At 58.0% G+C, this 26,305-nt stretch carries 35 protein-coding genes; 29 read left to right on the forward strand and 6 right to left on the reverse strand.

Features of this window, described 5'->3' with window-relative positions:
* The first annotated feature begins 8 nt into the window (after positions 1-8).
* From rpsC to bfr, 23 genes are all read left to right on the forward strand, one after another.
* Complete coding sequence (gene rpsC, locus QK296_RS16870) at positions 9-695, forward strand: 30S ribosomal protein S3 (protein WP_003176422.1); 687 nt, start codon at positions 9-11, stop codon at positions 693-695.
* Between the two features lie 12 nt (positions 696-707).
* Positions 708-1,121 (forward strand): 50S ribosomal protein L16, encoded by a 414-nt coding sequence (gene rplP / locus QK296_RS16875; RefSeq protein ID WP_003176421.1) that lies wholly within the window; start codon positions 708-710, stop codon positions 1,119-1,121.
* On the forward strand, positions 1,121-1,312 hold the full coding sequence (rpmC, locus tag QK296_RS16880; RefSeq protein ID WP_002555481.1) for a 50S ribosomal protein L29: 192 nt from the start codon (positions 1,121-1,123) through the stop codon (positions 1,310-1,312). The genes rplP and rpmC overlap by 1 nt, the downstream gene beginning before the upstream one ends.
* A gap of 2 nt (positions 1,313-1,314) precedes the next feature.
* Complete coding sequence (rpsQ, locus tag QK296_RS16885) at positions 1,315-1,581, forward strand: 30S ribosomal protein S17 (RefSeq protein WP_003194644.1); 267 nt, start codon at positions 1,315-1,317, stop codon at positions 1,579-1,581.
* Positions 1,582-1,604: 23 nt separating this feature from the next.
* Positions 1,605-1,973: a 50S ribosomal protein L14 gene (gene rplN, locus QK296_RS16890; RefSeq protein ID WP_002555479.1), complete on the forward strand. Its 369-nt coding sequence runs from the start codon at positions 1,605-1,607 to the stop codon at positions 1,971-1,973.
* An 11-nt stretch (positions 1,974-1,984) separates the two neighbouring features.
* Positions 1,985-2,299, forward strand: a complete 315-nt coding sequence (gene rplX, locus QK296_RS16895) for a 50S ribosomal protein L24 (RefSeq protein WP_003176416.1) — start codon at positions 1,985-1,987, stop codon at positions 2,297-2,299.
* 22 nt (positions 2,300-2,321) lie between these two features.
* Positions 2,322-2,861, forward strand: a complete 540-nt coding sequence (gene rplE / locus QK296_RS16900) for a 50S ribosomal protein L5 (RefSeq protein WP_003194642.1) — start codon at positions 2,322-2,324, stop codon at positions 2,859-2,861.
* A gap of 13 nt (positions 2,862-2,874) precedes the next feature.
* The gene (rpsN, locus tag QK296_RS16905) at positions 2,875-3,180 is read left to right on the forward strand and encodes a 30S ribosomal protein S14 (RefSeq protein ID WP_003176414.1); all 306 of its coding nucleotides are present in this window, start codon (positions 2,875-2,877) and stop codon (positions 3,178-3,180) included.
* 208 nt (positions 3,181-3,388) lie between these two features.
* Positions 3,389-3,781, forward strand: a complete 393-nt coding sequence (gene rpsH / locus QK296_RS16910) for a 30S ribosomal protein S8 (RefSeq protein WP_003176413.1) — start codon at positions 3,389-3,391, stop codon at positions 3,779-3,781.
* Positions 3,782-3,793: 12 nt separating this feature from the next.
* The gene (rplF, locus tag QK296_RS16915; protein ID WP_003194640.1) at positions 3,794-4,327 is read left to right on the forward strand and encodes a 50S ribosomal protein L6; all 534 of its coding nucleotides are present in this window, start codon (positions 3,794-3,796) and stop codon (positions 4,325-4,327) included.
* A gap of 10 nt (positions 4,328-4,337) precedes the next feature.
* The gene (rplR, locus tag QK296_RS16920) at positions 4,338-4,688 is read left to right on the forward strand and encodes a 50S ribosomal protein L18 (RefSeq protein ID WP_003186037.1); all 351 of its coding nucleotides are present in this window, start codon (positions 4,338-4,340) and stop codon (positions 4,686-4,688) included.
* Positions 4,689-4,691: 3 nt separating this feature from the next.
* Positions 4,692-5,192, forward strand: a complete 501-nt coding sequence (gene rpsE, locus QK296_RS16925; RefSeq protein WP_003176409.1) for a 30S ribosomal protein S5 — start codon at positions 4,692-4,694, stop codon at positions 5,190-5,192.
* Between the two features lie 2 nt (positions 5,193-5,194).
* A complete protein-coding gene (rpmD, locus tag QK296_RS16930) occupies positions 5,195-5,371 on the forward strand; it encodes a 50S ribosomal protein L30 (protein WP_003176408.1) in 177 nt (58 codons plus the stop codon).
* A gap of 3 nt (positions 5,372-5,374) precedes the next feature.
* Complete coding sequence (gene rplO, locus QK296_RS16935) at positions 5,375-5,812, forward strand: 50S ribosomal protein L15 (RefSeq protein ID WP_003176407.1); 438 nt, start codon at positions 5,375-5,377, stop codon at positions 5,810-5,812.
* Entirely contained in the window at positions 5,813-7,141 is a 1,329-nt protein-coding gene (gene secY / locus QK296_RS16940; RefSeq protein ID WP_003194637.1) for a preprotein translocase subunit SecY, read from the forward strand.
* A 28-nt stretch (positions 7,142-7,169) separates the two neighbouring features.
* Positions 7,170-7,286 carry a 50S ribosomal protein L36 gene (gene rpmJ / locus QK296_RS16945; protein WP_002555468.1) on the forward strand — a complete coding sequence of 39 codons (117 nt, stop codon included), beginning with the start codon at positions 7,170-7,172 and terminating at the stop codon, positions 7,284-7,286.
* Between the two features lie 129 nt (positions 7,287-7,415).
* The gene (gene rpsM / locus QK296_RS16950; RefSeq protein ID WP_003194635.1) at positions 7,416-7,772 is read left to right on the forward strand and encodes a 30S ribosomal protein S13; all 357 of its coding nucleotides are present in this window, start codon (positions 7,416-7,418) and stop codon (positions 7,770-7,772) included.
* Between the two features lie 30 nt (positions 7,773-7,802).
* Positions 7,803-8,192: a 30S ribosomal protein S11 gene (gene rpsK / locus QK296_RS16955; protein ID WP_002555466.1), complete on the forward strand. Its 390-nt coding sequence runs from the start codon at positions 7,803-7,805 to the stop codon at positions 8,190-8,192.
* A gap of 18 nt (positions 8,193-8,210) precedes the next feature.
* Positions 8,211-8,831 carry a 30S ribosomal protein S4 gene (gene rpsD / locus QK296_RS16960; protein ID WP_003176404.1) on the forward strand — a complete coding sequence of 207 codons (621 nt, stop codon included), beginning with the start codon at positions 8,211-8,213 and terminating at the stop codon, positions 8,829-8,831.
* 22 nt (positions 8,832-8,853) lie between these two features.
* Positions 8,854-9,855, forward strand: coding sequence for a DNA-directed RNA polymerase subunit alpha (gene rpoA / locus QK296_RS16965; protein WP_003176403.1), 1,002 nt, complete (start codon positions 8,854-8,856; stop codon positions 9,853-9,855).
* A gap of 41 nt (positions 9,856-9,896) precedes the next feature.
* The gene (gene rplQ, locus QK296_RS16970; RefSeq protein WP_003176402.1) at positions 9,897-10,283 is read left to right on the forward strand and encodes a 50S ribosomal protein L17; all 387 of its coding nucleotides are present in this window, start codon (positions 9,897-9,899) and stop codon (positions 10,281-10,283) included.
* A 238-nt stretch (positions 10,284-10,521) separates the two neighbouring features.
* Complete coding sequence (locus QK296_RS16975; protein ID WP_034133879.1) at positions 10,522-11,970, forward strand: catalase; 1,449 nt, start codon at positions 10,522-10,524, stop codon at positions 11,968-11,970.
* Between the two features lie 155 nt (positions 11,971-12,125).
* Entirely contained in the window at positions 12,126-12,590 is a 465-nt protein-coding gene (gene bfr / locus QK296_RS16980; RefSeq protein ID WP_003176400.1) for a bacterioferritin, read from the forward strand.
* A gap of 66 nt (positions 12,591-12,656) precedes the next feature.
* On the opposite strand, the gene uvrA is transcribed toward bfr, so the two are convergent.
* Complete coding sequence (uvrA, locus tag QK296_RS16985) at positions 12,657-15,491, reverse strand: excinuclease ABC subunit UvrA (protein WP_003194630.1); 2,835 nt, start codon at positions 15,489-15,491, stop codon at positions 12,657-12,659.
* 178 nt (positions 15,492-15,669) lie between these two features.
* On the opposite strand from uvrA, the gene QK296_RS16990 reads away from it, so the two are divergent.
* The 3 genes from QK296_RS16990 (at position 15,670) to tam (ending at position 18,536) form a co-directional block, all read left to right on the forward strand.
* Positions 15,670-17,064 carry an MFS transporter gene (locus tag QK296_RS16990; RefSeq protein WP_034133877.1) on the forward strand — a complete coding sequence of 465 codons (1,395 nt, stop codon included), beginning with the start codon at positions 15,670-15,672 and terminating at the stop codon, positions 17,062-17,064.
* A gap of 9 nt (positions 17,065-17,073) precedes the next feature.
* Positions 17,074-17,589 (forward strand): single-stranded DNA-binding protein, encoded by a 516-nt coding sequence (locus tag QK296_RS16995; RefSeq protein WP_003194626.1) that lies wholly within the window; start codon positions 17,074-17,076, stop codon positions 17,587-17,589.
* Positions 17,590-17,774: 185 nt separating this feature from the next.
* Complete coding sequence (tam, locus tag QK296_RS17000) at positions 17,775-18,536, forward strand: trans-aconitate 2-methyltransferase (RefSeq protein ID WP_003194624.1); 762 nt, start codon at positions 17,775-17,777, stop codon at positions 18,534-18,536.
* 21 nt (positions 18,537-18,557) lie between these two features.
* Here tam and QK296_RS17005 read toward each other — a convergent pair whose 3' ends face one another.
* The gene (locus QK296_RS17005; RefSeq protein WP_169856582.1) at positions 18,558-19,121 is read right to left on the reverse strand and encodes a cysteine hydrolase family protein; all 564 of its coding nucleotides are present in this window, start codon (positions 19,119-19,121) and stop codon (positions 18,558-18,560) included.
* Positions 19,122-19,217: 96 nt separating this feature from the next.
* On the opposite strand from QK296_RS17005, the gene QK296_RS17010 reads away from it, so the two are divergent.
* The 3 genes from QK296_RS17010 to QK296_RS17020 all read left to right on the forward strand — a co-directional run bounded on the left by QK296_RS17010 (position 19,218) and on the right by QK296_RS17020 (position 22,215).
* Complete coding sequence (locus tag QK296_RS17010) at positions 19,218-20,189, forward strand: GlxA family transcriptional regulator (RefSeq protein ID WP_120248732.1); 972 nt, start codon at positions 19,218-19,220, stop codon at positions 20,187-20,189.
* A gap of 168 nt (positions 20,190-20,357) precedes the next feature.
* Complete coding sequence (locus QK296_RS17015) at positions 20,358-21,470, forward strand: DUF3182 family protein (RefSeq protein WP_212614772.1); 1,113 nt, start codon at positions 20,358-20,360, stop codon at positions 21,468-21,470.
* Positions 21,460-22,215, forward strand: a complete 756-nt coding sequence (locus QK296_RS17020; RefSeq protein WP_003194616.1) for an alpha/beta fold hydrolase — start codon at positions 21,460-21,462, stop codon at positions 22,213-22,215. The genes QK296_RS17015 and QK296_RS17020 overlap by 11 nt, the downstream gene beginning before the upstream one ends.
* 113 nt (positions 22,216-22,328) lie before the next feature.
* Here QK296_RS17020 and QK296_RS17025 read toward each other — a convergent pair whose 3' ends face one another.
* The 4 genes from QK296_RS17025 to QK296_RS17040 are packed head-to-tail and all read right to left on the reverse strand — an operon-like array spanning position 22,329 to position 26,242.
* Positions 22,329-23,294 carry a lysylphosphatidylglycerol synthase domain-containing protein gene (locus tag QK296_RS17025; RefSeq protein ID WP_034133872.1) on the reverse strand — a complete coding sequence of 322 codons (966 nt, stop codon included), beginning with the start codon at positions 23,292-23,294 and terminating at the stop codon, positions 22,329-22,331.
* Entirely contained in the window at positions 23,284-24,546 is a 1,263-nt protein-coding gene (gene clsB / locus QK296_RS17030) for a cardiolipin synthase ClsB (protein ID WP_169856585.1), read from the reverse strand. The genes QK296_RS17025 and clsB overlap by 11 nt, the downstream gene beginning before the upstream one ends.
* Positions 24,543-25,319: an endonuclease/exonuclease/phosphatase family protein gene (locus QK296_RS17035; protein ID WP_169856587.1), complete on the reverse strand. Its 777-nt coding sequence runs from the start codon at positions 25,317-25,319 to the stop codon at positions 24,543-24,545. The genes clsB and QK296_RS17035 overlap by 4 nt, the downstream gene beginning before the upstream one ends.
* Entirely contained in the window at positions 25,316-26,242 is a 927-nt protein-coding gene (locus QK296_RS17040) for a DUF72 domain-containing protein (RefSeq protein ID WP_003194609.1), read from the reverse strand. The genes QK296_RS17035 and QK296_RS17040 overlap by 4 nt, the downstream gene beginning before the upstream one ends.
* Positions 26,243-26,305: the final 63 nt, after the last annotated feature.

The raw sequence follows: 26,305 nt of genomic DNA on the forward strand, positions 1-26,305 counted from the left end.
TCGAAGAGATGGGTCAGAAAGTACATCCCATTGGCATTCGCCTGGGAATCGTCAAGGAGCACACCTCCGTCTGGTACGCAGACGGTCGGACTTATGCGGACTATTTGTTCGCTGATCTGAAGGTGCGTGAGTATCTCCAAGACAAACTAAAAAGCGCGTCCGTAAGCCGTATCGATATCCATCGTCCGGCCCAAACTGCACGTATCACCATCCACACCGCTCGTCCAGGTATCGTTATCGGGAAGAAAGGTGAAGATGTTGAGAAACTGCGTCAGGACCTGACCAAGCAAATGGGTGTGCCTGTGCACATCAATATCGAAGAGATCCGCAAGCCGGAGCTCGACGGTATGCTGGTTGCGCAGAGCGTAGCTCAGCAGCTGGAGCGTCGCGTAATGTTCCGTCGCGCTATGAAGCGCGCCGTACAGAACGCCATGCGCATTGGTGCCAAAGGCATCAAAATCCAAGTGAGCGGTCGTCTCGGCGGTGCTGAAATCGCACGTACTGAATGGTATCGCGAAGGTCGTGTGCCACTGCACACCCTGCGTGCCGACATCGACTATGCCAACTACGAAGCTCACACCACTTACGGTGTGATCGGTGTAAAGGTTTGGATCTTCAAAGGCGAAGTAATTGGTGGTCGCCAAGAAGAACTGAAACCACAAGCACCAGCGCCTCGTAAAAAAGCTGCTAAGTAAGGGGTACGCCAAATGTTGCAACCTAAGCGTACGAAGTTCCGCAAGCAGATGACAGGCCACAACCGTGGTCTGGCTCAGCGCGGTAGCAAAGTCAGCTTCGGCGAGTTCGCGTTGAAGTCTGTAGCTCGTGGTCGTCTCACCGCTCGTCAGATCGAGTCAGCGCGTCGTGCTCTGACCCGTCACGTAAAACGTGGCGGCAAGATCTGGATCCGTGTATTCCCGGACAAGCCGATCTCCAAAAAACCTCTCGAGGTTCGGATGGGTAAAGGTAAGGGTAACGTGGAATACTGGGTAGCCCAGATTCAGCCAGGCAAAGTCCTGTATGAAATCGAGGGTGTTTCTGAAGAGCTGGCGCGTGAGGCTTTCGCCCTGGCTGCTGCAAAGCTGCCGCTCGCCACCTCCTTTGTTAAACGGACGGTGATGTGATGAAAGCGAATGAACTTCGTGAAAAATCCGCACAGCAGCTGAACGAGCAACTGCTCGGCCTGCTGCGCGACCAGTTCAATCTGCGTATGCAGAAAGCAACTGGCCAGTTGGGGCAGTCTCATCTGCTCTCGCAAGTTAAGCGTGACATCGCTCGCGTGAAGACTGTGCTCAACCAGCAGGCAGGTAAGTGATCATGGCTGAAGCCGAAAAGACTGTCCGTACGCTGACTGGCCGTGTTGTCAGCGACAAGATGGACAAAACCATCACCGTTTTGATCGAGCGTCGCGTTAAGCACCCGATCTACGGTAAATACGTTAAGCGTTCGACTAAGCTGCACGCGCACGACGAAACCAATCAGTGCCACATCGGCGACAAAGTCACTATTCGTGAAACTCGTCCGATGGCCAAGACCAAGTCTTGGGCACTGGTTGATGTTCTCGAACGCGCTGTGGAAGTCTAAGGACTAGGGGTCGGAGAAATTATATGATTCAGACTCAATCCATGCTCGATGTGGCCGATAACAGCGGCGCTCGCCGTGTTATGTGCATCAAGGTGCTGGGTGGCTCCCATCGTCGTTACGCTGGTATCGGTGACATCATCAAAGTTACCGTGAAGGAAGCAATTCCTCGCGGTAAGGTGAAAAAAGGCCAAGTGATGACTGCTGTTGTAGTCCGCACTCGTCACGGCGTACGTCGTGCTGATGGCTCCATTATCCGCTTTGATGGCAACGCTGCTGTTCTTCTGAACAACAAGCAAGAGCCGATCGGCACCCGTATCTTTGGGCCAGTGACCCGTGAACTTCGTACTGAGAAGTTCATGAAGATCGTCTCGCTCGCCCCAGAAGTGCTGTAAGGAGATCCGACATGCAAAAGATTCGTCGTGACGACGAGATCATCGTGATCGCCGGCAAAGACAAAGGTAAGCGCGGTAAGGTGCTTAAGGTTCTCGCTAATAACCGTCTGGTTATCGGTGGTCTGAACCTGGTCAAGCGTCATACCAAGCCTAACCCGATGTCGGGCGTGCAGGGCGGTATCGTCGAGAAAGAAGCTCCGCTGGATGCTTCTAACGTCGCCATCTTCAACGGCGAAACCAACAAGGCTGACCGCGTTGGTTTCAAAGTAGAAGACGGTAAGAAAATTCGTGTCTTCAAGTCGACCCAAAAAGCGGTTGATGCTTGAACACTGCTAGGTAGATTAGACCATGGCACGACTACAAGAGATTTACCGGAAGGAAATCGCCCCTAAGCTTAAGGAAGAACTTAAGCTCGGGAACGTGATGGAAGTTCCGCGCGTTACCAAAATCACCCTGAACATGGGTCTGGGCGAAGCGATCGGCGACAAAAAAGTCATCGAGCACGCTGTTGCCGACCTGGAAAAGATCACCGGTCAAAAAGTCGTTGTGACTTACGCTCGGAAATCCATCGCTGGCTTTAAAGTCCGTGAAGGTTGGCCGATCGGCGTCAAAGTGACTCTGCGCCGTGAGCGTATGTACGAATTCCTGGATCGTCTGCTGTCGATCTCCCTGCCTCGGGTTCGCGACTTCCGCGGCCTGAATGCCAAGTCCTTCGATGGTCGTGGTAACTACAGCATGGGCGTGAAAGAGCAGATCATCTTCCCGGAAATCGACTACGACAAGATCGATGCTCTCCGCGGTCTGGACATCACCCTGACCACCACTGCCAAGAACGATGATGAAGGTCGCGCCCTGCTGCGTGCTTTCAAATTCCCGTTCCGCAACTGATTGGAGTAGGACCATGGCCAAGATGAGCATGAAAAACCGCGAGCTGAAGCGTCAGCTCACGGTTGCCAAGTACGCCAAGAAGCGTGCAGCACTGAAAGCAATCATCGTTGATCTGAACGCAAGTCCAGAAGCACGTTGGGAAGCTACAGTTGCTCTGCAGAAGCAGCCACGTGACGCAAGCGCTTCGCGCATGCGTAACCGCTGCCGCCTGACCGGTCGTCCACACGGCGTTTACCGCAAGTTCGGCCTCGGCCGTAACAAACTGCGTGAAGCGGCAATGCGTGGTGACGTACCAGGTCTGGTTAAAGCCAGCTGGTAAGTACTTTCAACGTCCAGGTGGTCGGAATCGCAAGATACTGACCGCCGGTGACCTTGAATCTGGATCAAGCCCCTTTTGGGGCTTGTTTCATTTCTGGAGTATGTCTAAAATACGCGGCTCGCCTGAGCCCGTGTTTTTTGTGCTCGGAGATTCTCGGCGACATATGTAGCCGCAAGGCTAATTTTTTTGTATTAGGAGCGTCTAGCCCATGAGTATGCAGGACCCGTTAGCGGACATGCTAACTCGTATCCGTAATGCCCAGATGGCTGAAAAGTCCGTCGTAAGCATGCCATCTTCCAAGTTGAAGGTAGCTGTTGCCAAAGTCCTGAAAGACGAAGGCTACATTGCGGGTTATCAGATCAGCAGCGAAATCAAACCACTGCTGTCCATCGAGCTGAAGTACTTCGAAGGCCGTTCGGTCATCGAGGAAGTGAAGCGCGTTAGCCGTCCAGGCCTGCGTCAGTACAAGTCCGCTGAAGATCTGCCGAAAGTTCGTGGCGGTCTGGGCGTGTCTATCGTCTCCACCAACAAAGGTGTGATGACGGATCGTGCTGCGCGCGCTGCCGGTGTCGGCGGCGAAGTTCTTTGCACTGTGTTCTAAGGGGGGATAAGCATGTCTCGCGTCGCTAAGAACCCCGTTAAGCTGCCAGCCGGTGTCGAAGTCAAATTCGCAGGCCAACAGCTTTCGGTGAAGGGTGCCAAGGGTACTCTTGAACTGAACATCCATTCGTCCGTTGAGATCGTTGAGGAAGCTGGTGAGCTGCGTTTCGCTGCTCGCAATGGCGATCAACAAACTCGCGCAATGGCCGGTACCACGCGTGCGTTGGTAAACAACATGGTCCAAGGCGTAAGCCAAGGCTTCGAGCGTAAGCTCCAGCTGGTCGGTGTTGGTTACAAAGCGCAAGCAAAAGGCACGGTTTTGAACCTTGCCCTTGGCTTCTCGCACCCAGTGGATTACGAACTGCCAGCGGGCATCACTGCTGAGACTCCTAGCCAGACCGATATCCTGATCAAGGGCATCGATAAGCAGCTGGTAGGTCAAGTGGCCGCTGAGATCCGCGACTTCCGTCCACCAGAGCCGTACAAAGGCAAAGGTGTGCGCTACGCGGACGAAGTCGTCCGTCGTAAAGAAGCCAAGAAGAAGTAGGGCATAGCAAATGACCGACAAAAAAGTTACTCGACTGCGTCGCGCTCGCAAAGCACGCCTGAAAATGCACGAACTCGAAGTCGTGCGTCTCTGCGTGTTCCGCTCGTCGCAGCACATCTACGCCCAGGTCATCTCGGCCGACGGCAACAAAGTCCTGGCAAGCGCCTCGACTTTGGATAAAGAACTGCGTGATGGTGCCACTGGCAACATCGACGCGGCCACAAAGGTTGGCCAGCTGGTCGCTACGCGTGCTAAGGCCGCTGGCGTCTCGCAAGTGGCTTTCGACCGCTCTGGCTTCAAGTACCACGGTCGCGTGAAAGCGCTGGCTGATGCTGCTCGTGAAGCTGGGCTGGAGTTCTAAGTTATGTCAAATAACGACCAAAAGCGCGACGAAGGCTACATTGAGAAGCTGGTTCAAGTTAACCGCGTAGCCAAAACCGTTAAAGGCGGCCGTATCTTCACTTTCACCGCGTTGACCGTGGTAGGTGATGGTAAAGGGCGTGTTGGCTTCGGCCGTGGCAAGTCACGTGAAGTGCCTGCTGCGATCCAGAAGGCAATGGAAGCTGCTCGTCGCAACATGATCCAAGTTGATCTGAACGGCACCACTCTGCAGTACGCAATGAAGTCCGCTCACGGCGCTTCGAAGGTGTACATGCAGCCTGCTTCTGAAGGTACCGGTATCATCGCTGGCGGCGCTATGCGTGCTGTCCTCGAAGTTGCTGGCGTTCAGAACGTTCTGGCCAAGTGCTACGGCTCGACTAACCCAGTAAACGTGGTTCACGCCACTTTCAAGGGTCTGAAGGCTATGCAATCTCCTGAGTCCATCGCTGCCAAGCGTGGTCTGACTGTCAAGGAGATCTTCTGATCATGGCTACCGTTAAAGTAACGCTGATCAAAAGCATGACCGGCCGCATCCCTAACCACAAATTGTGCGTTAAAGGTTTGGGTCTGCGTCGCATCGGTCACACTGTAGAAGTCCAGGATACTCCCGAGAATCGCGGGATGATCAACAAGGCTTACTACATGCTGCGTGTAGAGGGTTAATCGATGAAACTCAATGATCTGAGTCCAGCGCCGGGTTCCCGTCGCGAAAAGCATCGTCCGGGCCGTGGTATCGGTAGTGGTTTGGGTAAGACCGGTGGCCGTGGCCACAAGGGTCAAACCTCCCGCTCCGGTGGCACCATTGCTCCAGGCTTTGAAGGCGGTCAACAGCCGCTGCATCGTCGCCTGCCTAAGTTCGGTTTCGTATCCCTGAAAGCCATGGACCGCGCAGAAGTGCGTCTGTCCGAGCTGGCTAAAGTGGAAGGCGACATCGTTACTGTGCAGACCCTGAAAGATGCCAACGTGATCAACGTCAACGTACAGCGTGTGAAAATCATGCTGTCCGGTGAAGTGACTCGCGCTGTCACTATCGGCAAGGGAATCGGCGCCACCAAAGGTGCGCGTTCGGCTATCGAAGCAGCTGGCGGCAAGTTCGAGGAATAAATGGCTAAGCAAGGTGCTCTCTCAGCGCTCGGCAAAGGCGGTATGTCTGAACTTTGGGCTCGTCTGCGTTTTCTGTTCCTGGCGATTATCGTCTACCGAATAGGCGCACACATCCCGGTTCCAGGTATCAACCCGGACCGACTCGCAGACCTGTTTCGACAGAATGAGGGGACCATTCTTAGCTTGTTCAACATGTTTTCCGGCGGCGCGCTGGAGCGGATGAGCATCTTTGCACTGGGGATCATGCCGTACATTTCGGCATCGATCATCATGCAACTGATGACAGCCGTCAGCCCGCAGCTGGAGCAGTTGAAGAAGGAAGGTGAAGCTGGCCGTCGCAAGATTAGCCAGTACACCCGCTACGGCACTGTCGTCCTCGCCCTGGTTCAAGCTATCGGCATGTCCGTTGGCCTGGCCGGGCAGGGCGTTGCGTTCACTGGTGACTTTGGCTTCCATTTCGTCGCAGTATCCACGTTTGTGGCTGGTGCGATGTTCATGATGTGGCTGGGTGAGCAGATTACTGAGCGTGGTGTTGGCAACGGTATCTCGATGTTGATTTTCGCAGGTATCGTCGCCGGTCTTCCGAGAGCAATCGGGCAGTCTTTCGAGTCTGCGCGTCAGGGTGATATCAATATCTTCGCCTTGGTTGCCATCGGTTTGCTGGCAGTAGCGATTATCGGTTTTGTGGTGTTCATTGAGCGTGGCCAGCGTCGTATTGCTGTTCACTACGCCAAGCGTCAGCAGGGCCGTAAGGTCTTTGCTGCGCAGACCAGCCACTTGCCGCTGAAAGTGAATATGGCCGGTGTTATTCCGGCAATTTTCGCGAGCAGCATCTTGCTGTTTCCGGCTTCGTTGGGTACCTGGTTTGGTCAGTCTGAAAATATGGGCTGGCTGCAGGACCTCTCTCAGTCGATCGCTCCTGGTCAGCCGTTGAATATTCTGCTGTTTAGTGCAGGGATTATTTTCTTCTGCTTCTTCTATACGGCGTTGATGTTCAATCCGAAAGACGTAGCGGAAAACCTGAAGAAGTCCGGTGCCTTTATTCCGGGCATCCGTCCAGGTGAGCAGTCGGCACGCTACATTGATGGCGTTCTGACTCGTTTGACCCTGTTCGGTGCTCTATATATGACGGCCGTGTGCCTGTTGCCCCAGTTCCTGGTGGTTGCAGCAAACGTTCCGTTCTACCTTGGCGGGACCTCGTTGCTGATCGTGGTCGTGGTTGTGATGGACTTCATGTCCCAAGTACAATCGCACCTCGTTTCGCACCAGTACGAATCCCTGATGAAGAAAGCCAACCTGAAGGGCTACGGCAGCGGCATGTTGCGCTGAGTACCCCATAAGGTTCGAGGAGTTGGTGATGAAAGTTCGTGCATCGGTGAAAAAGCTGTGCCGTAACTGCAAGATTATTCGCCGCGAAGGTGTTGTTCGAGTAATTTGCAGCGCGGAACCGCGTCACAAACAGCGCCAAGGCTGAGTGTGATCCGCTTGAAGCCCGGCAGCTAGTGCGCTGCCGGGTTGATTATTTGTTATTACAGCGATATTATCTCGCGCCCTATTTCTTGGCTTCCGGGGCGTAGGTAGCTGTCAATTGGAGTCCCACTGAATGGCCCGTATTGCAGGCGTTAACATTCCAGATAACAAGCACACTGTTATCTCGCTGACCTACATCTATGGTGTTGGTCGCACTACTGCGCAGAAAATTTGCGCAGTCGCTGGGGTAAACCCAGCCGCTAAGATCAAGGATCTGAGCGACGAGCAGATTGAACAGCTGCGTGGCGAAGTGGCGAAGTTCACCACTGAAGGTGACCTGCGTCGCGAAATCAACATGAAAATCAAGCGTTTGATGGACCTCGGTTGCTATCGCGGTCTGCGTCATCGTCGTGGTCTTCCAGTACGCGGTCAGCGTACCAAGACTAACGCGCGTACCCGTAAAGGTCCGCGTAAGCCGATCCGCAAGTAATCGCCCCAGCGAATCGACAGGAAAATTATCATGGCAAAACCTGCTGCTCGTCCTCGTAAAAAAGTTAAAAAGACAGTGGTTGATGGCATCGCCCACATCCATGCATCTTTTAACAACACCATCGTGACCATCACCGACCGTCAAGGTAACGCGCTTTCTTGGGCTACCTCCGGTGGTTCGGGTTTCCGCGGTTCCCGCAAGTCCACCCCGTTTGCTGCTCAAGTAGCTGCTGAACGTGCTGGTCAAGCTGCGCTGGAATATGGCCTGAAAAACCTCGACGTTAACGTCAAGGGTCCAGGTCCAGGTCGTGAGTCTGCTGTCCGTGCTTTGAACGGCTGTGGCTATAAGATCGCCAGCATCACCGACGTGACGCCAATCCCGCACAACGGGTGCCGTCCGCCGAAGAAGCGCCGCGTGTAATCCAGGAGATTGTAAAGAATGGCTCGTTACATTGGTCCAAAATGCAAACTCGCTCGTCGCGAAGGCACCGATCTCTTCCTGAAGAGCGGCGTGCGCGCGATCGAATCGAAGTGCAACATTGAAGCAGCACCTGGTATCCACGGCCAACGCCGCGGTCGCCAGTCCGACTACGGCACCCAACTGCGTGAAAAGCAGAAGGTCCGTCGTATCTACGGCGTTCTCGAGCGTCAGTTCAGCGGCTACTACAAAGAAGCTGCTGGCAAGAAAGGTGCAACCGGTGAAAACCTGCTGCAACTGCTCGAATGCCGTCTGGACAACGTTGTATACCGTATGGGCTTTGGTTCGACTCGTGCCGAATCCCGTCAGCTGGTATCGCACAAGTCGATCAGCGTTAACGGTCAGACCGTAAACGTTCCGTCCTACCAGGTTCGTGCTGGTGACGTGGTCGCAGTTCGCGAGAAAGCAAAAAACCAACTTCGCATTGTCCAAGCTCTCGATCTGTGTGCCCAACGTGGCCGCGTAGAATGGGTAGAAGTAGACACTGAGAAGAAGTCGGGCGTTTTCAAGAACGTTCCTGCTCGCAGTGATCTGTCCGCCGACATCAACGAAAGCCTGATTGTCGAGCTCTACTCCAAGTAAGGGCTAGAAAATAGGTGCATCCATGCAGATTTCGGTAAATGAGTTCCTGACACCCCGCCACATTGATGTGCAGGTTGTCAGTCCAACCCGCGCCAAAATTACTCTCGAGCCTCTCGAGCGTGGTTTTGGCCACACCCTGGGCAACGCGCTGCGCCGCATCCTGTTGTCCTCAATGCCCGGCTGTGCAGTAGTCGAGGCCGAGATTGACGGTGTGCTCCACGAGTACAGCGCCATCGAAGGTGTACAGGAAGACGTAATTGAAATCCTGTTGAACCTTAAAGGTCTGGCTATCAAGCTGCACGGCCGTGACGAAGTTACGCTGACCTTGTCGAAGAAGGGTTCGGGGGTGGTTACCGCTGCCGATATTCAGCTGGATCATGATGTCGAGATCGTTAACCCCGATCACGTAATCGCTAACCTGGCGTCTAACGGCGCCCTGAACATGAAGCTCACTGTAGCTCGTGGTCGTGGTTATGAACCGGCCGACTCGCGTCAGAGCGATGAAGACGAAAGCCGCAGCATTGGTCGCTTGCAGCTTGACTCTTCGTTCAGCCCGGTTCGCCGTATCGCATACGTGGTGGAAAACGCCCGTGTCGAGCAGCGTACTAACCTGGACAAGCTGGTTATTGATCTGGAAACCAACGGTACCCTGGATCCTGAAGAGGCTATCCGCCGCGCTGCAACCATTCTGCAACAGCAGTTGGCTGCGTTCGTCGACCTCAAAGGTGACAGCGAACCAGTGGTAATCGAGCAGGAAGACGAGATCGATCCGATCCTGCTTCGCCCGGTTGACGATCTGGAACTGACTGTACGTTCGGCTAACTGCCTTAAGGCGGAAAACATTTACTACATCGGTGACCTGATCCAGCGCACCGAAGTAGAACTGTTGAAGACTCCGAACCTGGGCAAGAAATCCTTGACTGAAATCAAGGACGTTCTGGCCTCCCGCGGTCTGTCCCTCGGCATGCGCCTCGACAACTGGCCGCCTGCAAGTCTTAAGAAGGACGACAAGGCGACTGCCTGATCGTCGTAATCACCGAACGTGAGTTTGGTAAGGAATGAACCATGCGTCATCGTAAAAGTGGTCGTCACCTGAGCCGTACCAGCTCGCACCGCAAGGCCATGTTCCAAAACATGGCGGTGTCGCTGTTCGAGCACGAGCTGATCAAAACTACACTGCCGAAAGCTAAAGAACTGCGTCGCGTTGCTGAGCCGCTGATCACTTTGGCCAAGACAGACAGCCTGGCTAACCGCCGTCTGGCTTTCGACCGTACTCGTTCGAAAGCTATCGTTGGTAAGCTCTTCAACGACCTGGGCAAGCGTTACGCTACCCGTGAGGGTGGCTACCTGCGCATCCTCAAGTGCGGTTTCCGCGCTGGCGACAACGCGCCTATGGCGTACGTCGAGTTGGTTGATCGTGCTACTGCCGGCGAAGCTGTAAGCGCCGAGTAAGACGACAAGCTGCAACGAAAAACCGGGCCTAGTGCCCGGTTTTTTGTGCGCGTAACAAAAGCGCGCTGCGTACAAGAATCCTCAAGCGACACGCTTCACTATGAGCGTTGGGTATGTTGGTAGTTATTTTCTATTGATGCCTACAATTTAATGAATTTGTAGGTGCCATGTGGATGGTCAATACTCCCTCCAAGCCGATTAGCCGGCAGTTCCAAGTCCGACCTGAGGAAGATTGCGCATGAGCCAGAATAAAGTCCTTACCACCGCCAGCGGCGCACCCGTTGCGGACAACCAGAACTCACGTTCCGCCGGCCCACGTGGCCCCTTGTTGCTCGACGATTTCCACCTGATCGAGAAGCTCGCTCACTTCAACCGTGAAAATATCCCTGAGCGTCGCGTGCACGCCAAAGGTTCGGGCGCCTACGGTACCTTCACTGTAACTAAAGACATTACCCAGTACACCAGCGCCAAGTTGTTCGAGTCCGTTGGCAAGCAGACGCCTACGTTCCTGCGTTTTTCTACCGTAGGCGGTGAGCGTGGTTCGGCTGACACTGAGCGCGATCCACGTGGCTTCGCCTTGAAGTTCTACACCGAGGAAGGCAACTGGGACATCGTCGGTAACAACACCCCTGTGTTCTTTATCCGTGACCCGCTGAAATTCCCGGACTTTATCCACACCCAGAAGCGTCTGCCCCAAAGCAATCTGAAAAGCGCACAAATGATGTGGGATTTCTGGTCGCATTCCCCGGAGGCGCTGCACCAGGTCACCATTCTGTTTTCAGACCGTGGCATTCCAGACGGCTACCGTCACATGCATGGCTTCGGCAGCCACACTTACAGTCTGATCAACGCCCAGGGCGAGCGTCATTGGGTGAAGTGGCACTACAAGACCAAGCAAGGCATCAAGAACCTGGCGCCGGCCGAGGCTGCCCGCTTGGCGGGTACCGACCCTGACTACGCCCAGCGTGATCTGTTTGGTGCAATCGAACGCGGTGATTTCCCCAAGTGGCGCGTCTGCATCCAGATCATGACTGAGGCTCAAGCAAACGCTCATTACGAGAACCCGTTTGACGTGACCAAGACCTGGTCGCAAAAAGAATTCCCTTTGATTGAAGTGGGTGAGTTGGAGCTCAATCGTAATCCGCAGAACTACTTCGCCGAAGTCGAGCAGGCCGCATTTGGCCCAAGCAATATGGTCCCAGGCGTTGGCCTGTCGCCGGACCGCATGCTGCAAGGCCGGGTCTTCGCCTACGCTGATGCGCACCGCTACCGTGTGGGCACCAACCACCAGCAACTGCCGGTGAACGCGCCACGTAGCCCGGTTAACAGCTACCAGCGTGACGGCTCCATGGCTTTCGGTAGTAACGGCGGTGCGGCTCCGAACTACGAGCCAAACAGCTATGCCGATGCACCGAAACAAGCCCCGCAGTATGCAGAGCCGGCACTGGCCCTGAGCGGCGCCGCTGATCGCTACGATCATCGTGAAGACACGGACTACTACAGCCACGCCGGTGCGCTGTTCCGTCTGATGAATGATGAGCAGAAAGCCCTGCTCACCAATAACATCGCCGGTGCTATGGGTGGCGTTTCCAGCGACGTGGTCCAGCGTCAACTGCAGCACTTCTATAAGGCTGACCCGGCTTATGGAGAAGCAATCGCAAAGGCACTGGGTGTATCGCTTAACTGACTCTAAACGATAAGCAGAACCGCCCTCATTTGGGCGGTTTTTGCGTTATTTCAGCTACTTTTCTCCGGAAATCTTCACTTTTCTGCCGTTTGTCCCGTGACCTTCAAGTCAGCATGGTTCAAACTACAGTCTTTCAAGCAGGGAGATGTAGGGCGATGCAAGGTCACCCCGACGTAATCGATTACCTCAACACGTTGCTGACGGGCGAACTGGCAGCTCGTGACCAATATTTCATCCATTCGCGTATGTACGAAGACTGGGGCTTTACTGAGCTCTACGAGCGTATCAACCACGAGATGGAAGAAGAAGCACAGCACGCTGACGCCCTGATGCGCCGTATCCTGATGCTCGAAGGCACGCCGCGTATGCGTCCTGATGATCTGGACGTGGGTACCACAGTGCCTGACATGCTCGCTGCCGATCTTCGCCTTGAGTACAAGGTCCGTGCCGCACTCTGCAAGGGCATCGAGCTTTGCGAGCAGCACAACGACTATGTCACCCGGGAAATACTGCGGGTGCAGTTGAATGACACCGAAGAAGATCACACCTACTGGCTGGAAAAGCAGTTGGGCCTGATCAAGCTGATCGGCCTGGAGAATTACCTGCAATCGCAGTTCTGATTCCCGGCTATAAAAAGCCCCTGTCACCGCAAAGTGACAGGGGCTTTTTATTGGACGATGAAAAGATCAGGCCCGATCGCGTTCCAGCAATGGTTTCAGGTAGTAACCGGTGTGCGACTGAGGCATTTCGGAAACCTGCTCCGGCGTGCCCACTGCGATGATCTGGCCACCCTTCGAGCCACCTTCCGGCCCCAGGTCTACCAGCCAGTCGGCCGTCTTGATCACATCAAGGTTGTGCTCGATCACCACCACGGTATTGCCGTGGTCCCGCAAGCGGTGGAGTACGTCCAGCAACTGCTGGATATCCGCAAAGTGCAGGCCAGTGGTCGGCTCATCGAGGATGTACAAGGTTTTGCCAGTATCGCGCTTGGACAGCTCGCGAGACAGCTTGACCCGTTGCGCCTCGCCACCTGACAGCGTGGTCGCGGACTGCCCCAGCTTGATGTACGACAGGCCCACATCCATCAGCGTCTGCAGTTTGCGCGCCAACGCCGGCACTGCGTCGAAGAACTCGCGAGCTTCCTCGATGGTCATTTCCAGGGTCTCGTGAATGCTCTTGCCCTTGTACTTGATCTCCAGGGTCTCGCGGTTGTAGCGCTTGCTCTTGCACACATCGCACGGCACGTAGATGTCCGGCAAGAAGTGCATCTCCACCTTGATCAGGCCATCGCCCTGGCACGCTTCACAGCGCCCGCCCTTGACGTTGAACGAGAACCGGCCTGGCCCATAACCTCGTGAGCGCGACTCTGGCACGCCAGCGAACAACTCACGGATAGGCGTAAACAGCCCGGTGTAGGTGGCTGGGTTTGAACGCGGCGTACGCCCAATCGGGCTCTGGTCGATATCGACCACCTTGTCCAGATGCTCCAGGCCCTTGATGCTGTCGTGGGCCGCTGCTTCCAGGGTGGTCGCGCCGTTAAGGGCGGTGGCACTCAGGGGGAACAGGGTGTTGTTGATCAGCGTCGACTTGCCCGAACCGGAAACACCGGTCACGCAGGTCAGCAGGCCCAGCGGAATCTCCAGGTCGACATTGCGCAGGTTGTTGCCGCGCGCGCCCTTGAGATGCAGCGCCATCTTCTTGTTACGCGGCGTTCGCTTGGCGGGCACTTCAATCTTCACACGGCCGGACAAGTATTTGCCGGTCAGTGAGTCAGGATGTGCCATCACCTCGGCAGGCGTGCCTTCAGCAACGATATGGCCGCCATGCACGCCCGCGCCGGGGCCGATATCGACCACGTAGTCCGCCAGGCGGATAGCGTCTTCATCATGCTCGACCACGATTACGGTATTGCCGATATCGCGCAGGTGTTTGAGCGTGCCCAGCAGGCGGTCGTTATCGCGTTGGTGCAAGCCAATCGACGGCTCGTCGAGGATATACAGCACGCCCACAAGACCGGCGCCAATCTGGCTGGCCAGGCGAATGCGCTGTGCCTCACCGCCGGACAAGGTGTCGGCGCTGCGGTCCAGCGACAGATAGTCCAAGCCCACGTTAACCAGGAACTGCAATCGCTCGCGAATCTCTTTGAGGATCTTGTCGGCAATTTCCCCGCGACGACCGGTCAGCTTCAGCACGCCAAAGTATTCACAGGCATCGCCGATCGGCAGGTTGGTCACTGCCGGCAGGGTCTTCTCGCCTACCCATACATGCCGGGCTTCACGGCGCAGACGCGTGCCACGGCAATCCGGGCAAGGCTGTGTGCTGAGGAATTTCGCCAACTCCTCGCGCACGCTCGCCGATTCGGTTTCGCGGTAGCGGCGTTCCAGGTTCGGCACGATGCCTTCGAACGGGTGCGAGCGCTTGACGATATCGCCACGGTCGTTCAGGTACTTGAAGTCGACGTTCTGAGAACCGCTGCCATTGAGAATGACCTTCTGCTGGTCTGCCGGCAATTGGTTGAACGGCACTTCCAGGCTGAACTTGTAGTGGGACGCCAGCGACCCAAGCATCTGGAAGTAGTAGACGTTACGCCTGTCCCAGCCGCGTATCGCACCCTCGGCCAAGGTCAGTTCGCCATTGACCAGGCGCTTGATATCGAAAAACTGCTTCACACCCAGGCCGTCGCAGGTCGGGCAGGCGCCGGCCGGGTTGTTGAAGGAAAACAGCTTGGGTTCCAGCTCACTGATGGCATGGCCACAAATCGGGCAGGCGAAACGCGCGGAGAAGATGATCTCTTCGCCCGGCTCGTCATCCATCGGCGCTACCAGGGCAATGCCATCGGCCAGCTTCAGCGCGGTTTCGAACGATTCCGCCAAACGCTGCTGCAGGTCGGCGCGCACCTTGAATCGGTCCACCACCACATCAATGGAGTGCTTTTTCTGCTTGTCCAGCTTCGGCGCTTCATCCAGCTCGTAGAGCTTGCCGTTGATGCGCGCTCGCACGAAGCCCTGGGCCCGCAGCTCTTCGAAGACCGACAGGTGTTCACCCTTGCGCTCGCGAATGACGGGCGCCAGCAGCATCAGCTTGGCGCCTTCGGGCTGGGCCAGCACCAGGTCGACCATCTGGCTGACGGTCTGGGCTTCCAGGGGGATATCGTGGTCCGGGCAACGGGGGATACCCACGCGTGCGTAGAGCAGGCGCAGGTAGTCGTAGATCTCGGTAATGGTACCCACGGTAGAGCGCGGGTTGTGGGACGTGGACTTCTGCTCGATGGAAATAGCCGGCGACAGGCCTTCAATGGTGTCGACATCGGGCTTTTCCATCATCGACAGGAACTGCCGGGCGTAGGCCGACAGCGATTCCACATAGCGACGCTGACCTTCGGCATACAGCGTGTCGAACGCCAGGGACGATTTGCCGGAGCCGGACAAGCCGGTGATGACGATCAGTTTGTCCCGGGGCAGGGTCAGGTCGATGTTCTTCAGGTTGTGGGTTCTAGCCCCACGAATCAGGATCTTGTCCAAGATGGCCTCGCACGGCGGGCGTAAATGATGCCGGAGTATACGGCTAAAGACTGGATGAATATACACTGTCAAAACGCCGCTTGCAGCCTTACATGAAAGCTGCGCGGCAAAGCGCCGCATATACCCTCTCAATCGATGGGACTGGTAGAATCGCCGCCGGTTCACACGAGGTTTTTCCATGCACGATCCCCACAGCGAACGCATGAGTAGCGGCGAGACCCGAGCGGCAAGCGGGCTGGCCCTGGTGTTCGCCTTCCGTATGCTGGGCATGTTTATGGTGTTGCCGGTGCTGGCCACCTATGGGATGGATCTCGCAGGCGCCACCCCCGCCTTGATCGGCCTGGCGATTGGCGCCTATGGCCTGACCCAGGCGATTTTCCAGATTCCGTTCGGGATTATTTCCGACCGCATTGGCCGTCGCCCGGTGATCTATCTCGGGCTGATCGTATTCGCCCTTGGCAGTGTGCTCGCGGCCCAGTCCGATTCGATCTGGGGCGTGATCGCCGGGCGCATCCTGCAGGGCGCCGGTGCGATCTCCGCCGCCGTGATGGCGCTGCTCTCGGACCTGACCCGCGAACAACACCGCACCAAGGCCATGGCGATGATCGGCATGACCATCGGCCTGTCGTTTGCCGTGGCCATGGTGGTCGGCCCCTTGCTCACGCGCGCGTTCGGCTTGCATGGGCTGTTCCTGGCCACGGGCGGCATGGCGTTGTTCGGCATCCTGATTGTGGCGTTTATGGTGCCGCGCTCCACCGGCACCCTGGCGCACCGTGAATCGGGCGTTGCACGCAAGGCGTTGCTGCCGACGCTCAAGCACCCGGACCTGCTGCGCCTGGATTTAGGTATCTTCGTATTACACGCCATGCTGATGTGCAGCTTCGTCGCCTTGCCCCTGGCCCTGGTGGAAAAAGCCGGGCTGCCCAAGGAGCAGCACTGGTGGGTCTACCTCACTGCGTTGTTGATTTCGTTCTTCGCCATGATCCCGTTCATCATCTATGGCGAGAAGAAACGCAAAATGAAACGAGTTTTACTCGGCGCCGTCGCGACATTGATGCTCACTGAACTATTCTTCTGGCAGTTCGGCGACAGCCTGCGCGCACTGGTGATCGGCACGGTGGTGTTTTTCACCGCGTTCAACCTGCTCGAGGCGTCGTTGCCGTCACTGATCAGTAAAGTTTCACCGGCAGGCGGCAAGGGCACGGCCATGGGGGTGTATTCCACCAGCCAGTTCCTGGGCTCCGCGTTGGGCGGTATCATGGGCGGCTGGATGTTCCAGCATGGCGGTTTGTCGGTTGTGTTCCTTGGATGCGCCGCGCTGGCTGCACTTTGGCTGGTCTTTGCTGTTACCATGCGCGAACCTCCCTACGTCACCAGCCTGCGTTTGCCGCTATCGCCCGAGGCGATCCGCGAAGCCGGCCTGGTCGAGCGCCTGAAGGCCGTGGTAGGGGTAACGGATGCAGTGGTGGTCGCTGAAGAGGCGGCCATTTACATCAAATTGGACACCGAATTATTGGATCGCGCGACGCTCGAGCAACTGGTCAACCCAGTGCCGACAGCGCGCCCAGCCTAGGAGAACGTTATGGCCCGTGGGGTTAACAAAGTCATATTGGTCGGTACTTGCGGCCAGGATCCCGAAGTTCGCTACTTGCCTAACGGTAATGCTGTGACCAACCTGAGCCTGGCGACCAGCGAACAGTGGACCGACAAGCAGACCAACGAGCGCAAAGAGAAAACCGAGTGGCACCGCGTGTCGTTGTTCGGCAAGGTCGCAGAGATCGCCGGTGAATACCTGCGCAAAGGTTCGCAGGTGTACATCGAAGGCAAACTGCAAACCCGTGAGTGGGAAAAAGACGGCATCAAGCGTTACACCACCGAAATCGTGGTCGACATGCAAGGCACCATGCAACTGCTGGGCGGCCGTCCACAGGGCGACCAACAGGGCCAGGGCGGCATGTCCAACTCGGCACCGCGCCCACAGCAGTCGCGTCCGCAGCCAAGCCAGCAGCCACAGCGTGAGTCGCGCCCAGCGCCACAACAGGCTGCTCCGCAACCGGCTCCGGATTTCGACAGTTTTGATGACGATATCCCGTTCTAAGGTCCAAGACCGACCCTGAACAAACAAAACCCCCGATAGCGAAAGCATCGGGGGTTTTTTATGGGCAATGCCCAGGTGTCGGTGCACGGGATGCCTTTGTGCAAACAGCACACCAACCCCAGCATTTGTTCTCATGGCTCACAAGATTTAGGCTGTCGCCACCTCTAGCAAGAAGGAAAGCTGTGATGACCTGGTCCGCCAAGCAGTACACGATGTTCGAACAGCAGCGCACTCGCCCCGTCCGTGACCTGGTGGCGGCCATTCCCAACACCGACGTGAACACCGCCGTCGACCTGGGTTGCGGGCCGGGGAACTCCACCGAAGTACTGGCCGAGCGTTTCCCCCAAGCGCACGTCACGGGCATGGACAGCTCCGATGACATGTTGCTGGACGCCCGCAAGCGCCTGCCCAGGTTGAACTTCGAGCTGGCAGACATCGGCGCCTGGCATCCGGCGCAACGCTTGGATGTGATCCTGGCCAATGCCTCGCTGCAATGGCTGCCCGATCACGCCACGCTGTACCCGCACTTGGTCCACCAACTGAACCCAGGCGGTACGCTGGCGGTGCAAACCCCGGACAACCTTGACGAGCCCGCCCATCGCCTGGCCCGTGAAGTTGCGGCCGATGGCCCATGGGCGGCCAAGATTGGGGCGGTCAAACACAATGAACGGCACACCGCCAGTTACTACTACGAACTGCTGAGCAAGCATTGCAGTACCGTGGATGTGTGGCGCACCACCTATCAGCACCCGTTGGCGGACCACGGGGCGGTGGTGGAGTGGTTCAAGGCTTCGGCATTGCGGCCTTTTCTTGCGCCGTTGACCGACGATGAAAAAGCCGCCTTCCTGCAGCAATACCAGGCGCGAATTACCCAGGCTTATCCAGCCCTGGCCGATGGCACGGTGTTGTTGCCTTTTCCGCGGCTGTTCATCATTGCCACGCGCTAAAGCGATCAGCCCGGGTGGCGGTCACGCGGCCGCTGCTTGGGCCTTCAAATATTCCTCTGCCGACACCACACCCGCATAGCCAAAGGCCAGGGAGGCCATGTACGCGCCGTGCACCTGCGCCGCCGGAATCACCTGGCCGTTGAATTCCTGGTCGCGGGTCGCGCAGGCATCATGAATCACCGTAACCTTGTAGCCCAGGTCCGCCGCTGCCCGCACCACGGCGTCAACGCACATATGGCTCATGCTACCCACCACCACCACGTCGGTGATGCTGCGCCTTTCCAGCAGTTCGCGCAGGTTGGTTTGGCGAAACGCATTCACGAAGTGTTTGAGCACCACCGGTTCATCGCCCTCGTTGAGCACCTTGGCATGCAAATGCGCGCCTTCGGAGCCCGGTGTGAAGAACGGTGCGTCGTCGCCAGCGAACTCATGCCGTACATGAATCACCGCATCGCCTGCTTGCCGAAACGCCTGTAGCACCTGCGCTGCCTTGTCCGCTGCGGCTTCCACGCCGTCGAGCGGCCACTTGCCCTGGGGGAAGTAGTCGTTCTGGATATCGATTAGGATGAGCGCCTGCTTGACCATGTGTGTTGCCTCGTGATGGGTTGATGGGCCTAGTATCTTATCTGGCGGCCGCGCCGAGGATTGGCTGCACCGACAATAACAGGGGGAAAACTGACAATGGCCGCGCAACGCAGCACTGTCGAGCTGGGTGTGTTGATCTACCAGGGCGCGCAACTCGCCGCAGTCCACGGGCTGACCGACCTGTTCGGGGTCGCTAACCGCATCGCCGCCGAGCATGAATCTGCGCAACTGCCGCTGCTGCGGGTCAGCCACTGGCAGGTAGATGCCCGCGGCATGCCCGCGCGCACGTTCGACAGCCACCCAGGCCCCGACCAACCGATGATGGCCGTGTTGGTGCCGCCCTCGATTGCCGAGTTCACCGAAGACCAGGCGCCGCCTGCACTGCTGCAATGGCTGCGCCAGCAACATGCAGCCGGCACCGTGCTGGGCGGTGTGTGCATCGGTTCGATCATGCTGGCGCGCAGCGGCTTGTTGGATGGTCGCAGCGCCACCACCCACTGGTCCTCCGCGAAGTCTTTTGCGGCCAGTTACCCGGCGGTGCGCCTGGAAGCGGATAAACCCATTGTCGATGACGGCGACTTGATCACTTCCGCGGGGCTGATGGCTTGGTCCGAACTGGGCCTGCGCCTGGTCGACCGGCTGATGGGCCCGAGCGTTGCGGCCGATACGGCGCGTTTTCTGGTGATCGAACACAGCGCCAGCGCCAGCCAATGTGGTAGCAACTTTGCGCCGCTTCTCAGGCACGGTGATGGTGCAGTCCTCAAGGTCCAGCATTGGCTGCAAGCCAGTGGCGCGGTGGATGTGTCCGTGGCGGCGATGGCGCAGGAGGCCAACCTGGAGGAGCGTACCTTCCTGCGGCGCTTTCGCAACGCCACCGGGTTGAAACCCACCGAGTACTGCCAGCACCTGCGTGTCGGTAAGGCACGGCAGATGCTGGAGTTCACCAACGGCACGATCGATCACATTGCCTGGACCGTGGGCTATCAGGACCCCAGCGCCTTTCGCGCCATTTTCAAGAAAATCACCGGCTTGTCCCCCAGCGATTACCGCAACCGCTTTGGGGTTTGAATCGTGCAGAACGCCGCAGGGTTAACTTAGGGTCGTGCAGAATAAAACAGGCTAACGGCCATCACTTCTTGCGCAACTGATTGATTTTACGGCCATCCCCGCAAACCCTATGTTGGCCTGATCCATGCAGCCCTCCTGCTACACAACGGCTGATAGAAAGGGGAACGCATGACCCCCATAAGTCGCAACAAGAAGCTAGTGGTTGCCCACTCCATGCGAGAAGGCGCGCCCTTGCATGAAATCGAAACCAACCGCGCCCTCGCACGCTGGCTGGCGCAGATCCTGGGGCTCAAGTTCGGTGGCAGTTACGACCCGGCCCTGCATGCGGGTCGGGAATTGTATCTGCTGCCCACGCAAACCCTGGTCGGGCCCGCCCAAGCGCGCCTGCTCAATATCGAGGGGCCACAAGATCTGTGGGGCGGCTATGTCGATCACGCTTTCATCTGCACCAAAGCCATCAGTCACGGCCTGCTGAGTCCTGAGGCCAAGGCGCCCGAAGGCTGGTCGCCGACATTCTGCGAGCGTGTGCGTGACGTGGTGTTGGACGGCGTGAGTGTGTTCGCCCTTGAGGACGCGCGGCCTGCCGCGACCCGCTTGCTCTACAGCGGCCCGATTCGTCTGAAACCCGTAAATGCCTGTGCAGGGCGGGGGCAGGAAGTTATCCACAGCCTGGATGAGTTCGACGCGATAGTGGCGCGCCCGGAAGCGGCCGGAATGTTCAATCAAGGCGTGGTGCTGGAACAAGACCTGCACGAGGTGGTCACCCATAGTGTGGGCCAGAGTTTTATCGGCGATCACCTCTTCAGCTACTGCGGCGAGCAGCACCTGACGCAAGACGGGCTGGGGGAAGAGGTCTACGGCGGTTCCGATCTGCTGGTCGTCCCCGGTGATTATGCAGCGCTGCTCAAACTGAATCTGCCTGAAGACGTGCATAAGGCTATCGAACAGGCGCTGGTGTTCGACCGTGCTGCGAATGAGGCCTACCCAGGCTTCTTCGCCTCGCGCCGCAACTACGACATCGCCCAAGGCCTGGACAGCACAGGCCAGCGCCGCAGTGGCGTGCTCGAACAATCCTGGCGCATGGGCGGGGCCAGCAGCGCGGAAGTCGCGGCGCTGCAGAGCTTTATCAACCATCCGGGCCTCAAGGCCATCCGTGTGTCCTCGGTAGAAACCTATATAGACCAAGCGCTGCCGGCGGATGCCATCGAGGTATACCGAGGCCCGGCCGAAAACAGCGACTTTCTACTCAAGTATGTGACGGTCAAGACTTATGACGGCTAGAAGCGAGAGCATCAGCATTGATATAGACGACGAACAAATGAGCGGGACCTTCCTCAGCCCCAAGTCCAAAGTGCCCGGTGTGTTGTTCGTGCACGGTTGGGGCGGTAGCCAGGAGCGCGACCTGGAGCGGGCCAAAGGTATCGCAGGCCTTGGGTGTGTGTGCCTGACCTTCGACCTGCGTGGTCATGCTGGCACCGGCATCCCCTTGTCCCGCGTCACCCGCGAAGACAACCTGCGCGACCTGCTGGCCGCTTATGACCGCCTGCTGTCCCACCCGGCGATCGACACCTCGGCGGTGGCGGTGGTAGGCACCAGTTATGGCGGCTACCTGGCAGCGATCCTCACCTCATTGCGCCCGGTGCGTTGGCTGGCGCTGCGAGTGCCGGCGCTGTACCGCGACCAGGAATGGCTCAAGCCCAAGCGCGACTTGGACAAAGCCGACCTGATGGATTACCGCGGCACCCTCGTGCACGCCGAAACCAACCGGGCCCTGCATGCCTGCGCGCAATTTACCGGCGATGTGCTGATTGTCGAGTCGGAAACCGACGACCATGTGCCCCACGCCACCATCATGAGTTACCGCGCGGCGTGCCAGCAGACCCACTCCCTGACCCACCGCATCATCGACGGCGCCGACCATTCCCTGAGCGACCCGGTGTCGCAACAGGCGTATACCTCGATACTGGTGGACTGGATTACCGAGATGGTGGTGGGGGAGCGGTTGAGCATCATTCAGGCCCGATAGTCGTTGTCCTCGTGATCGCTATCGCGGGCAAGCCCGGCTCCCACTTTGGAATGCATTCCCCTGTGGGAGCCGGGCTTGCCCGCGATAGCGATTCAACAGTCACCACCGTCTCATCAGGCTGTCTTCTTCACCCGCAACGCCTTGGCCTTGGCCTCCACCCCCAGATACATCACCAGTGCAATCAACAACGGGCAAATAAAATAAATTGCCCGGTACGCGATCAGCCCCGCCAGCAAACTCCCCCGCGACGCCTCATGTTGCAATAGCGCAATGAACACTGCCTCCAACACCCCCAACCCGGCCGGGATATGGGTGACCACCCCGGCAATCGCACTGATCAACAGCACCCCCAGCACTAACGGGTAATCCAGTTTGGCCGGCAGCAAGGTGAATATCACTGCGGCCATCAACGACCAGTTCAACGCACCCAGAGCCAGCTGCAAACAGGCCATGCGCAGCGACGGCAAGTTGATCTCGATACCGCGAATCGACCACGCGCGCTTTTTAGAAAACCGGCACGCCGCCAGGTAGCCCAGGCTCGCGAGCACCAATAACACCCCGACCCCTTGCAAGGCGCCGCTGCTGAGCTTCCAGCCTGGCGGCAGGGTCACCAACCCGCTGCTGAACACCACCCCGGCCAACACCATATAGCCGAACCAATTGGTGGCCAGGCTCAGGCCGAGGATCTTGGCGATATTGCTGGTGCTCACGCCCAGGCGCGAATACAGCCGGTACCGCATGGCAATGCCGCCGACCCAAGCGCTGAGGTTGAGGTTGAACGCGTAGCTGATGATGCCCACCGGCAATATCTGCTTCCAGCGCAGCGGCTGGCGAATGTAGGTGCGGCCGATCAGGTCAAAACAGGCGTAGACAATGAAACTGCACAGCGTCAGCGCGCCGGCGATGAACAATGTGCGCAGCTTGAACTCGCTCAGGGTCTGGAACACTTCGCTCCAGTCGATGCGCCGGGCGAGCAGGGTAAACAACACGATCAGCAGCACGAAGAACGCAATCGTCAGCGGTTTCTTCCAGCGCTTGAACCCAGAGGCTTGCGCTTGGGGGCGGGCTTCAGACGTCATGGGGCGCGGCCTCAAAAGGTTTCAAGCGCGGTTTGTGGGCCGGCAACCAACTGGCCAGTACCGGGAAATGGCGCATCACATGAAACACCAGGAAACCCACGGTCAAGCGCCAGAGCCACAGGCGTGGTTTGCGCTTTTCCGGCATGGTCTGGCAATGATTGTGGGCGAGGGCTTCCAGGCGTTCGTAGAGCTGTTGATTGAAAGCCCGGTCGCGAATCAGCACGTTGGCTTCCAGGTTCAATGCCAGGCTCAGTGGGTCCAGGTTGCTGGAGCCGACGGTGCTCCATTCGTCATCCACCAACGCCACCTTGCCGTGCAGCGGGCGTTGGCAGTATTCGTGGATCACCACGCCGTCCTTGAGCAAGTAGTCATAGAGCATTCGCGCAGCCAGTTTCGCCAACAGCACGTCGGGCTGGCCCTGCATGATCAACTGCACCTGCACGCCACGGCGTGCCGCGTTACGGATCTCACGAAGCAGGCGGTAGCCGGGGAAGAAGTACGCGTTGGCGATCACCACCCGCTGCCGGGCCTGGCTCAAGGCGTGGATATACGCTTCTTCGATGTCGTCACGATGCTGGATGTTGTCGCGATAAATCAGGCGTACCAGGCCATCGCCTGGCTCGTTCGTCCAGGGCGAAGGCCGTTGTTGGCGCCGCCGCCAACCGCGACGGCTGCGCACCTGGCGGCCACTTTGGGCGAGGGCGAAATGGTGGAGGTCGGCCACAGCCGGGCCGATCACCTGTACTGAGTAATCCTGCTTGGCTTCGGGGCCGAAATCCGCCAGGTGATCGGCAGAAAAATTGATCCCGCCGATAAACGCCACGCGGGCGTCCACCACGACGATCTTGCGATGCAGGCGGCGAAACCAGTTAGTGCGTATGCCAAGGGTCTTGGGCGCCGGGTCGAACATCTGCACCATTACCCCGGCCTCGGCCAACTCCCGCAGGAAGCCCGGGCTCAGTTCGCCGCAGCCAAAACCGTCGAGGCTGACCACCACCTTCACCCCGCGCTTGGCCGCCTCGATGAGGATGCTGTGCAGCTCAACGCCGACCTTGTCTTCAAAGAGGATAAAGGTCTCCAGCAGGATCTCGCGCTCGGCGCCGCGCAACGCCTCGAATACGGCAGGAAAATACGCCTCGCCGTTCTCCAGCAATTGCACCTGGTTGCCGCTCTGCCAGCCGTAATCCAGATCCCGCGCCTTGCTGTCGTCTGGCGGTTGGTCTGTGGCGATATGGTCTACCGCAACGTTCATAGCTCCACCTCCACCGACAGCGGCACATGGTCTGAGAGATGGGACCAAGGCCGAGTGGTGAGCACGCGCGGGTTGTGCACCGTCAGGTTGCGCACATAAATACGGTCCAGCGGCAGTAGCGGCAGGCGTGCTGGGAAGGTGCGCGCCGGTTTACCGAGGGTGTGCATGAACACTTCCTGCAAACCGCTTTGGCTCAGGTCGGCCTTTTGCCGCCAGTCGTTGAAGTCGCCAGCGACCACCAACGGCGCATCAGCCGGAATCTCGCTGATACGTTGTTCCAGCAACCGCAACTGCTGTTGGCGATGCCCCTCGCGCAAGCCCAGGTGGATGCAGATCGCGTGCACCTGCTGACCGCTGCCCGGCAGGCGCAGCACGCAATGCAGCAGGCCGCGGTTTTCATGGCCGCTTTGCGATATGTCGAGGTTGTCATAGCGGATGATCTGAAATTTGGACAGCAGTGCATTGCCATGGTCGCCATGGGGGTACACCGCATTGCGGCCATAGGCAAACTGCGGCCAGATGCTGTCAGCGAGAAATTCATACTGCGGCATTTTTGGCCAGTCGCTGTAGCGCTGTGGATGGCGTTCGTGGGTGCCATGAATTTCCTGCAAGAACACCATGTCTGCGCCCACACTGCGCACCGCTTCACGCAGCTCGGGCAAGATGAAGCGGCGATTCAGCGCGGTGAAACCCTTGTGGATATTGACCGTCAGCACTGTAAAGCGGGTGATGGCGGTGGTCGGCGGGGTGGGGATCAGCTCTGGATGTGTCATGGCAATACTCCTGGTTCCGGCAGCCGGCCAGGTTCGGTGAGCAGGTGTTGGTCCAGCCCGAAACGTTGCAGCAATTGGCGTGCATCGAAGGGGGCGCGAACTTTGATGTCGTTGTCGAAAAAGCAGAACACATCGCGCTGTTTACGCCTGCGGGGCGTGTGGTGCGGGTCGACCAGGTGTGCATCGGCAGGCTGCTTGCCGTGGGCCCAGCGCTCGATGCGGTCACCCCAGCGCTGGAGCGCTTCGGCGCTATAGCCACTGGCGTATAACTGCTTGTCGCCGTGCAAGCGCAGGTACATGAAGTTGGCGGTCACGTCTTCCATGTATGGCCACTTGCCTGCGGTGTCTGCGACCACCAGGGCCACCCCGTGTTTATCCAGCATCTGGATGAACTCCGGCACGGCAAAACTCGTGTTGCGAATCTCCACGGCATGGCGCAACGGCTTCTTGGCATAGGCCTTCATGCTCGCCTTGCCGTTAAGGCGCGGCTCATGCTGGCGCGCGAGGGCGGCGGCCTGCTGGGTATCGGTAGGTAATTCAGCCAAAAAGGTTTCGAACAGCGTGGCGTCGAATTTGAAGCTGGGCGGAAACTGCCAGAGGATTGGGCCGAGTTTTTCTTTGAGTTCCAGCACCCCGGAAGCGAAGAAATTCGCCATCGGCTTGTGCACGTCCCGCAGGCGCAGGATGTGCGTGATGAAACGGGGCGCCTTGACACTGAACATGAAACCTTCAGGCGTATCGGCATACCACTCGGCATAGCGCTTAGGGGTTTGCAGCGCGTAGAACGAGCCGTTGATTTCGATGCTGTTGACGGCGCGTGACGCAAACTGCAACTCGCGTTTCTGGGTCAGCCCTTCGGGGTAGAAGTCCCCGCGCCAGGGCGTGTAGCGCCAGCCGGAAATGCCGATGTGAATCGCCGCCATGTGTGCTCCCGTGGTTGGTGGGTGAGGTGACCTCCGTTATGGGATGACTGCGCTATTTGGCTG

This window comes from Pseudomonas sp. AL10 (assembly GCF_029960685.1).
GTDB lineage: Bacteria > Pseudomonadota > Gammaproteobacteria > Pseudomonadales > Pseudomonadaceae > Aquipseudomonas > Aquipseudomonas lactis.

Bases quoted from the DNA above. Each gene is read 5' to 3' on its own strand.
- rplX (WP_003176416.1), top strand. From the start codon at position 1,985: ATGCAAAAGATTCGTCGTGACGACGAGATCATCGTGATCGCCGGCAAA.
- rpsC (WP_003176422.1), top strand. From the start codon at position 9: ATGGGTCAGAAAGTACATCCCATTGGCATTCGCCTGGGAATCGTCAAG.
- rpmC (WP_002555481.1), top strand. From the start codon at position 1,121: ATGAAAGCGAATGAACTTCGTGAAAAATCCGCACAGCAGCTGAACGAG.
- rpmD (WP_003176408.1), top strand. From the start codon at position 5,195: ATGGCTACCGTTAAAGTAACGCTGATCAAAAGCATGACCGGCCGCATC.
- tam (WP_003194624.1), top strand. From the start codon at position 17,775: ATGACCTGGTCCGCCAAGCAGTACACGATGTTCGAACAGCAGCGCACT.
- rplQ (WP_003176402.1), top strand. From the start codon at position 9,897: ATGCGTCATCGTAAAAGTGGTCGTCACCTGAGCCGTACCAGCTCGCAC.
- QK296_RS17015 (WP_212614772.1), top strand. From the start codon at position 20,358: ATGACCCCCATAAGTCGCAACAAGAAGCTAGTGGTTGCCCACTCCATG.
- secY (WP_003194637.1), top strand. From the start codon at position 5,813: ATGGCTAAGCAAGGTGCTCTCTCAGCGCTCGGCAAAGGCGGTATGTCT.
- QK296_RS17025 (WP_034133872.1), bottom strand. From the start codon at position 23,294: ATGACGTCTGAAGCCCGCCCCCAAGCGCAAGCCTCTGGGTTCAAGCGC.
- rpsK (WP_002555466.1), top strand. From the start codon at position 7,803: ATGGCAAAACCTGCTGCTCGTCCTCGTAAAAAAGTTAAAAAGACAGTG.
- clsB (WP_169856585.1), bottom strand. From the start codon at position 24,546: ATGAACGTTGCGGTAGACCATATCGCCACAGACCAACCGCCAGACGAC.
- rpoA (WP_003176403.1), top strand. From the start codon at position 8,854: ATGCAGATTTCGGTAAATGAGTTCCTGACACCCCGCCACATTGATGTG.
- QK296_RS17010 (WP_120248732.1), top strand. From the start codon at position 19,218: ATGGCCGCGCAACGCAGCACTGTCGAGCTGGGTGTGTTGATCTACCAG.
- rplE (WP_003194642.1), top strand. From the start codon at position 2,322: ATGGCACGACTACAAGAGATTTACCGGAAGGAAATCGCCCCTAAGCTT.
- QK296_RS17020 (WP_003194616.1), top strand. From the start codon at position 21,460: ATGACGGCTAGAAGCGAGAGCATCAGCATTGATATAGACGACGAACAA.
- rplP (WP_003176421.1), top strand. From the start codon at position 708: ATGTTGCAACCTAAGCGTACGAAGTTCCGCAAGCAGATGACAGGCCAC.
- QK296_RS16975 (WP_034133879.1), top strand. From the start codon at position 10,522: ATGAGCCAGAATAAAGTCCTTACCACCGCCAGCGGCGCACCCGTTGCG.
- rpmJ (WP_002555468.1), top strand. From the start codon at position 7,170: ATGAAAGTTCGTGCATCGGTGAAAAAGCTGTGCCGTAACTGCAAGATT.
- QK296_RS16995 (WP_003194626.1), top strand. From the start codon at position 17,074: ATGGCCCGTGGGGTTAACAAAGTCATATTGGTCGGTACTTGCGGCCAG.
- rpsM (WP_003194635.1), top strand. From the start codon at position 7,416: ATGGCCCGTATTGCAGGCGTTAACATTCCAGATAACAAGCACACTGTT.
- rpsH (WP_003176413.1), top strand. From the start codon at position 3,389: ATGAGTATGCAGGACCCGTTAGCGGACATGCTAACTCGTATCCGTAAT.
- rplO (WP_003176407.1), top strand. From the start codon at position 5,375: ATGAAACTCAATGATCTGAGTCCAGCGCCGGGTTCCCGTCGCGAAAAG.
- QK296_RS17040 (WP_003194609.1), bottom strand. From the start codon at position 26,242: ATGGCGGCGATTCACATCGGCATTTCCGGCTGGCGCTACACGCCCTGG.
- QK296_RS17005 (WP_169856582.1), bottom strand. From the start codon at position 19,121: ATGGTCAAGCAGGCGCTCATCCTAATCGATATCCAGAACGACTACTTC.
- rplR (WP_003186037.1), top strand. From the start codon at position 4,338: ATGACCGACAAAAAAGTTACTCGACTGCGTCGCGCTCGCAAAGCACGC.
- rpsN (WP_003176414.1), top strand. From the start codon at position 2,875: ATGGCCAAGATGAGCATGAAAAACCGCGAGCTGAAGCGTCAGCTCACG.
- rpsQ (WP_003194644.1), top strand. From the start codon at position 1,315: ATGGCTGAAGCCGAAAAGACTGTCCGTACGCTGACTGGCCGTGTTGTC.
- QK296_RS17035 (WP_169856587.1), bottom strand. From the start codon at position 25,319: ATGACACATCCAGAGCTGATCCCCACCCCGCCGACCACCGCCATCACC.
- rplF (WP_003194640.1), top strand. From the start codon at position 3,794: ATGTCTCGCGTCGCTAAGAACCCCGTTAAGCTGCCAGCCGGTGTCGAA.
- rpsD (WP_003176404.1), top strand. From the start codon at position 8,211: ATGGCTCGTTACATTGGTCCAAAATGCAAACTCGCTCGTCGCGAAGGC.
- bfr (WP_003176400.1), top strand. From the start codon at position 12,126: ATGCAAGGTCACCCCGACGTAATCGATTACCTCAACACGTTGCTGACG.
- QK296_RS16990 (WP_034133877.1), top strand. From the start codon at position 15,670: ATGCACGATCCCCACAGCGAACGCATGAGTAGCGGCGAGACCCGAGCG.
- rplN (WP_002555479.1), top strand. From the start codon at position 1,605: ATGATTCAGACTCAATCCATGCTCGATGTGGCCGATAACAGCGGCGCT.
- rpsE (WP_003176409.1), top strand. From the start codon at position 4,692: ATGTCAAATAACGACCAAAAGCGCGACGAAGGCTACATTGAGAAGCTG.